The organism is Candidatus Obscuribacterales bacterium (assembly GCA_036703605.1).
Classification (GTDB): Bacteria; Cyanobacteriota; Cyanobacteriia; order RECH01; family RECH01; genus RECH01.
On the sequence record DATNRH010000122.1, the window covers coordinates 1 to 6,034 of the forward strand.

Annotated in this window: 7 protein-coding genes; all 7 read right to left on the reverse strand. The window is 51.3% G+C overall.

What is annotated here, in order from left to right; all coding sequences use genetic code 11:
- Positions 1-142: 142 nt before the first annotated feature.
- Positions 143-1,309: a SpoIIE family protein phosphatase gene (locus V6D20_02480; GenBank protein HEY9814659.1), complete on the reverse strand. Its 1,167-nt coding sequence runs from the start codon at positions 1,307-1,309 to the stop codon at positions 143-145.
- Positions 1,310-1,334: 25 nt separating this feature from the next.
- Complete coding sequence (locus tag V6D20_02485; GenBank protein ID HEY9814660.1) at positions 1,335-1,841, reverse strand: PAS domain-containing protein; 507 nt, start codon at positions 1,839-1,841, stop codon at positions 1,335-1,337.
- Between the two features lie 106 nt (positions 1,842-1,947).
- Positions 1,948-2,226, reverse strand: a complete 279-nt coding sequence (locus tag V6D20_02490) for a (2Fe-2S) ferredoxin domain-containing protein (protein HEY9814661.1) — start codon at positions 2,224-2,226, stop codon at positions 1,948-1,950.
- Positions 2,227-2,284: 58 nt separating this feature from the next.
- Positions 2,285-3,712, reverse strand: coding sequence for a Ni/Fe hydrogenase subunit alpha (locus V6D20_02495; GenBank protein HEY9814662.1), 1,428 nt, complete (start codon positions 3,710-3,712; stop codon positions 2,285-2,287).
- 65 nt (positions 3,713-3,777) lie between these two features.
- Positions 3,778-4,326, reverse strand: coding sequence for a hypothetical protein (locus tag V6D20_02500; protein ID HEY9814663.1), 549 nt, complete (start codon positions 4,324-4,326; stop codon positions 3,778-3,780).
- Positions 4,314-5,030, reverse strand: a complete 717-nt coding sequence (gene hoxU, locus V6D20_02505; protein HEY9814664.1) for a bidirectional hydrogenase complex protein HoxU — start codon at positions 5,028-5,030, stop codon at positions 4,314-4,316. The genes V6D20_02500 and hoxU overlap by 13 nt, the downstream gene beginning before the upstream one ends.
- A 45-nt stretch (positions 5,031-5,075) precedes the next feature.
- Positions 5,076-6,034 (reverse strand): NADH-ubiquinone oxidoreductase-F iron-sulfur binding region domain-containing protein (locus V6D20_02510; GenBank protein ID HEY9814665.1); only part of this gene is annotated, 959 nt, incomplete at its 5' end.

The window sequence follows — 6,034 nt, forward strand, 5'->3', positions numbered from 1 at the left end:
GATCCAAGGGGCGATCGCTCCAGAAGTAGGTGGACTCAATACAATGGAGATGCTGGGTTTCGACGAAGCTCAACCCCCGTCTTGTCAAGAATCAGAGCCTTAAGCGACGTCAAAATGCTTGCTAATCGTTACATCCTCCCACTTAGCAATAGTCAATAGAAACTTCCTTTTGATGCTGGCGCAGAAATTGCACCAAGTCTTCAATTAAACTACGACGAATAGAAATATTTTTAGGCAAGAGTGGGTTTTGATAGAATTCATTAATTTGTTGTCCTACCAAGAATAGAATAGAATCCGCTTGCAAAATTTCCTGCGCTAATAAATAGGCTCCGTTATTGTCAAACTTGAGTCGAGTGATGTCACAGTGACAGGCTTTGATATATTCAGTGGCTTTGGAAAGAGTCAAAATGCCTTCTGTGACCAAATCAATACAGCTGAGAAGACCAATGGGCGGTAGCTCTTTACGAATGGTAGATAAGTCCATGTCGATGGTTTCACCCAAATAGGTAGCGACGATATTGCCGGTGGTGCCACCACAAATCACCTTGCGTCCCTCAAAGCTAAGCAAGCGGTTAACGTAGTCTTCATCGCGCTCTTCATCCAAGGGTGGGCCGGTGAAGATCATCAGGGGATTACGACGACGGACATAGATGCCGACAAAGGATGCATCATCGCCGATTTCCCCTTGATAAAGAGAGTAGGTTTTTTCAATGACGTCGTGGACAATGGTGCGGGCGGTGCGCGGCTTTTGGTCTAGCACCTGTTCAATATGAGTGGTGATATTATCCCAACCCCAGCCAAAGTTGAGCGCTACGCCCATACCGGCATAAAGCACGCCGTCACTGATGGCTCCCAAAAAATCACCTCGCTCTAGGGTGCCCTCAGATAAGGAAATTTTGCGCCCTAGGATTTCCTCCATGTGGGTTTGGAGTTCCATGCGCTGTCCGTTGCGAATATAGATGACGGCAGGATTATCAAAGTTGATGACGGTAAAGCTGTTGGTCTCGCAGTTAACCTGGATGATGGTAAAGGTTGAGTAGGCAATATTTCTTACTTGACAGATGGGTAAGGTGGCAATGATGGTTTTCAGTACCTCTTCTAGGGGCACCTCCGCCGTCAGCATGGTCAGCAGGATTTCCGTCGTCAGGGTGGCGAGAATATTGGCCTTGACACCGCTCCCTAGTCCATCAGACAGCACAATCGTGGCGGCTTTATCGGTTTTTAGAAACTTTACCTTGTCGCCACATAGCTCTTCACCTTTTTTGTTCAGGCTGAAGGGATAGATATCGAGGACGTTATCAACGGTCATGCCCTATCCTATTGTGCGATCGCCCCTAAAGAACCTCTTTTTCCAGCATCTGAATAATTTTCAGCAGGCTCACCTTCGTTTCCGCTGTGGTTTCTCCCAGTAATCCAGCAATTTCCTGCACCACCTTCATTTGATGATCAACGACTTCATTAACTTTGCGAATCGTATCTCGCTTCAGCTTTTGCAACTCGTGCCGCTGGCTTAGTTCGTGGCTGAAATCTACCATAATGCAGGCGATCACCCCTTCTTCCTCAATCGAAAAAACCACCTGCTTCACAAATAGATTATAGGAAGGATATTCCCGAGTCTGACGTACAACCATATCCTTGTCCCAGGCTTGCTGAAAATCGTCCATGCTATCTAGGATAGTAGAGGCAGGCTGTCCGATGATGTCGTCGCCATTCACCTGGAACATGGTGCAGAAAGCAGGGTTCACCAGTTTGACGTAGAAATTGGCGTCCACCACAATTAAACCGTTGGGATCATAGTCCCACAGCAGTCGCCAGAGATGATTGGAATGGGGGTCAGACATGATAGTCTCTGGTGGATAATTTTGAGGAATGGTACGTCATCAATTGAGTCAGCGTCTTTGGTTGGCAGCACTTAACCCAACCCGCAGGTTAGGAAAGATATGAGACCTAGGGCGATCGCGCCAGGGTTTCCTGAATTTCCGGCAGAATATCTTGGGTGAAGATGGTTTCTACGTTTTGAGGGCTAATGTCTAAAAAGCAGCGATCGCCCAGCTTCATGACAATGCCATGGCTACAGGTTTCTAGGCAGAAGGATCCTTTGAGTTCGACAACGCTTTCAAGCTCATGGGTTTGGATTAAGGACTGCAGCTTGGGTAAAACTTCATAGACCCCTAGCTGGTGACAGGCGGATCCCATGCAGAGAAATAAGTTTTCCTTGGTCATCATTCACCTCGCTGTCTCCTAGGAGCTGCCGTTCGATCATAGAACATGACATGAACATTATCTAATCGCGAAACACCTCCTGAATCACGTGACCATCGGAGCCCAGAAGCTGCACATGGAGGGGCATCTGTCCGGCAGCGTGGGTGGAGCAAGATAGACAGGGATCGAAGCAGCGGATGCCGGCTTCCACACGGTTGAGGAATCCTTCGGGAATATCTGAGTTATGAATATAGTGTTTGGCAATTTGCGCCACGGTTTTATTCATAGCTAAGTTATTTTGCCCGGTGGCAATAATCAGATTCACCTTTTGAATTAGACCATGTTCATCGACCTTATAGTGGTGGAATAGAGTACCTCGGGGAGCTTCGCTGACGCCGATCGCTTCCAGTTCATTCACCCCACCCTCGGCACGAACACGGGTGGAGACAATATCAGGATCGTTGACGAGATCTTGGATATGTTCCAAACAGGCTAGGATTTCAATCAGGCGAGCATAGTGGTAGAGGAACGACGAGGTAGGTACGCCACCGGCGCGATCGCGGAATTCTTTCAGTTCCTGATCGGCTTTAGGGGTGCCGATGTAGCGGCAGACGTTGAGCCGTGCCAGGGGCCCCACTCGATAGATGCCGGCGGGATAGCCCAAGGGTTTGTAATAGGGGAATTTCAGGTACGACCATTTTTCCACCGCTTCACCAAGGAAGCTAGCGTAGTCGTCTTCGCTGAGACCATCGGCAATCACGGAGCCGTTGCTATCGACAAAGCGTAGATGACCACCGTAGTGATCCCACTTACCATCTTCGCCGACCAGTCCCATAAATAAGGAGGGAAATTCGCCAAAAATGCCGATCTCATCCTTCAGTTGCTGATCGATCAAGGTTTTGAAGAGGTTCAGCGCGGTGGTGATTGTTTCAAAGGATTCTGGGAGGCGATCGCGAATCCAGGTACGTCCCTCTTCCGATAGGGGCGATCGCACCCCGCCGGGTACCGCCCAAGCGGCATGGATTTTGCGTGCCCCCAGCAGTTCGATAATCGTTTGCCCAAACTGACGCAGACGAATACCGGCCCGCGCTAGATCTGGGTCGGCAGCAATCAGACCAAAGACATTGCGCTTAGCTGGGTCGCTATCCCAACCCAGCAGAAAATCAGGACTGCTGAGGTGGAAGAACGATAGGGCATGGGACTGGGTGATCTGAGCTAGGTTCATCATCCGCCGCAGCTTTTCCGCCGCCACGGGAATTTTCACGGCTAGGATCTTATCGCCGGTTTTGGCAGCGGCCAGTAGGTGGCTGACAGGACAGATGCCGCAGATGCGCGCCGTAATGCCGGCCATTTCTGTAAAGGGTCGTCCCTCACAGAATTTTTCAAAGCCTCTATATTCCACCACGTGAAACCGAGCGTCATCTACTTCCCCCGCATCGTTAAGGAAAATAGATATCTTGGCATGGCCCTCAATGCGAGTGACCGGATCAATGACAACTGTTTTGGACATTCTTTCTCTCCCAATCTCTTTGTACGCGATCGACGTAATCGACGCATCGCTTCGATATCGCAGTCCTAGCCAAACTTAATCATCGATCGCCCTTCCATCACCGGCATCTCGCCCTTCAGCAACGGTTCTAGGGTCGCCCGAATGCGATCGGCAGAGGGGGGGCAGCCGGGCATAAAGATATCCACCGGCACTACCTCATGGACTGGAACAACTCGGTCGAGTAATTCCGGCACAATCCCCGGTTCATCGGGTAATTGGGGCGTCACGTCGCCTAGTTCCAGATAGGCCCGCTTGAGGACAGCACTAGAACTCCCCAGCATATTGCGCATGGCAGGTACGTTAGCCGTCACAGCGCAGTCGCCAAAGGAAATCAGCAGTTTAGTTTTACGCCGCACGTCGTAGATTAGCTCTAGGTTCTCCTGGTTGGCGATCGCTCCTTCCACCAGGCAGACATCCACTCCATCAGGATAGGTTTTGAGATCACAGCCCACGGGGCTAAATACCACATCAACGGCGGCAGCTAGATCAATGAGCCATTCGTCAAGATCGAGAAATGACATATGGCAGCCAGAACAGCCCGCCAGCCAAACTGTGGCAAATTTTATCTTGTCCATTTTTGTTGCTCCCGTGCAGTCACCAAAAACTCTAACTTAGCGCGATCGCCTATCTTTTCTGCCGTGGTATCGCCCTTGCGGAAAATGGCTCCCGTGGGGCAGGCATCAACACATTTACCGCAGGAGGTACAGGCATCTACCTCGCCCCAGGGTTGATTTAACCCCGACACAATGTAGCAAGCCGCGCCCCGCTGGGCCACATCCCATACATGGGCTCCTTCCACTTCATCGCAGACCCGGACGCAGCGCGTACAGAGGATACAGCGGTTGTGGTCAATACCAAACTGTTTGTGGGAAATATCAACGCCGCGATCAGGAAAGCGATAGGTAAACCGGGAGTGATCCATGCCCACCTGCACCGCCACATCCTGCAATTCACAGTTGTTATTGGCAACACAGACCGAGCATACATGGTTGCCTTCGGCAAACAGCAGCTCCACGGTCATGCGGCGATAGGTCTGGAGTTTTTCCGTATTGGTTTGAATATCCATTCCCTCCGCCACTTCCGTGACACAGGCAGGCAGTAACTTATTGATGCCCTTCACTTCGACAAGACAAAGGCGACAAGCTCCCACATCCGATACGCCCTCTAGATGACAGAGGGTGGGAATGGGCACCCCTGCCTCCTTGGCAGCCTGCAGAATCGTTGCGCCTTCTTCAATGGCGATCGCTGTTCCGTCAATGGTTAATGTTTTTACAGACATGGATGTTCCTCACTGGCAACTGGCGCTCATGGTCATCTCTGGGAATTAAGGGGATACAGAGGAGGCGATCGCATCGGACTGTACCGAATGCCCGTTCAAATAGGCTGGTGTTTGCAAGAGAGCATCATATTCTTCCTTGAAATAGCGCAGCGTACTAAGCACAGGGTTAGGAGCTGTCATCCCTAGCCCGCAGAGGCTGGTCTCTTTCACCATGTAGCACAAGGCCTCCATCGTATCTAGATCGGCCTGGGTGGCTTGGCGATTGACGAGCTTATTCAGCAATGCATAGAGTTGTACCGTACCGGTGCGACAGGGAACACATTTGCCACAGGTTTCCCCCCGACAAAATTCCATATAAAACCGGGCTACCTCCACCATGCTAGTTTCGTGATCCATGACCACCATCCCCCCCGACCCCATCATTGAGCCGACCTTCATCAGAGAATCGTAGTCCACTGGGGTATCGAGCAGCGTGGCTGGAATACAGCCGCCGGATGGGCCACCCGTTTGCACGGCCTTCACCATGCCATCGGGTACCCCACCGCCCATCTCTTCCACAATCTCCCGCAGCGTGATGCCCATGGGCACCTCAATCAAGCCGTTATTGCGGATTTTGCCGGTGAGGGCAAAGATCTTGGTGCCCTTACTGGTTTCTGTCCCAATGCCGGCATACCAATCTGCGCCGCCTTTAATGATCGCACTGATATTGGCTAAGGTTTCCACATTGTTAATCAGGGTTGGACAGTGCCATAGCCCCGACTCTGCCGGATAGGGTGGGCGCGGGCGCGGATTGCCCCTGGCTCCTTCAATGGAATGGATCAGCGCCGTTTCTTCACCGCAGACAAAGGCTCCAGCTCCAATGCGAATGTCGATCTTAAAGTCAAAGGCAGAGTCAAAGATCTGGCTGCCTAGGAGACCATATTTCTTAGCCTGCTGAATAGCTTTCTGCAGCCGCTGGATTGCCAGGGGATATTCCGCCCGCACGTAGATATAGCCGTGGTTTG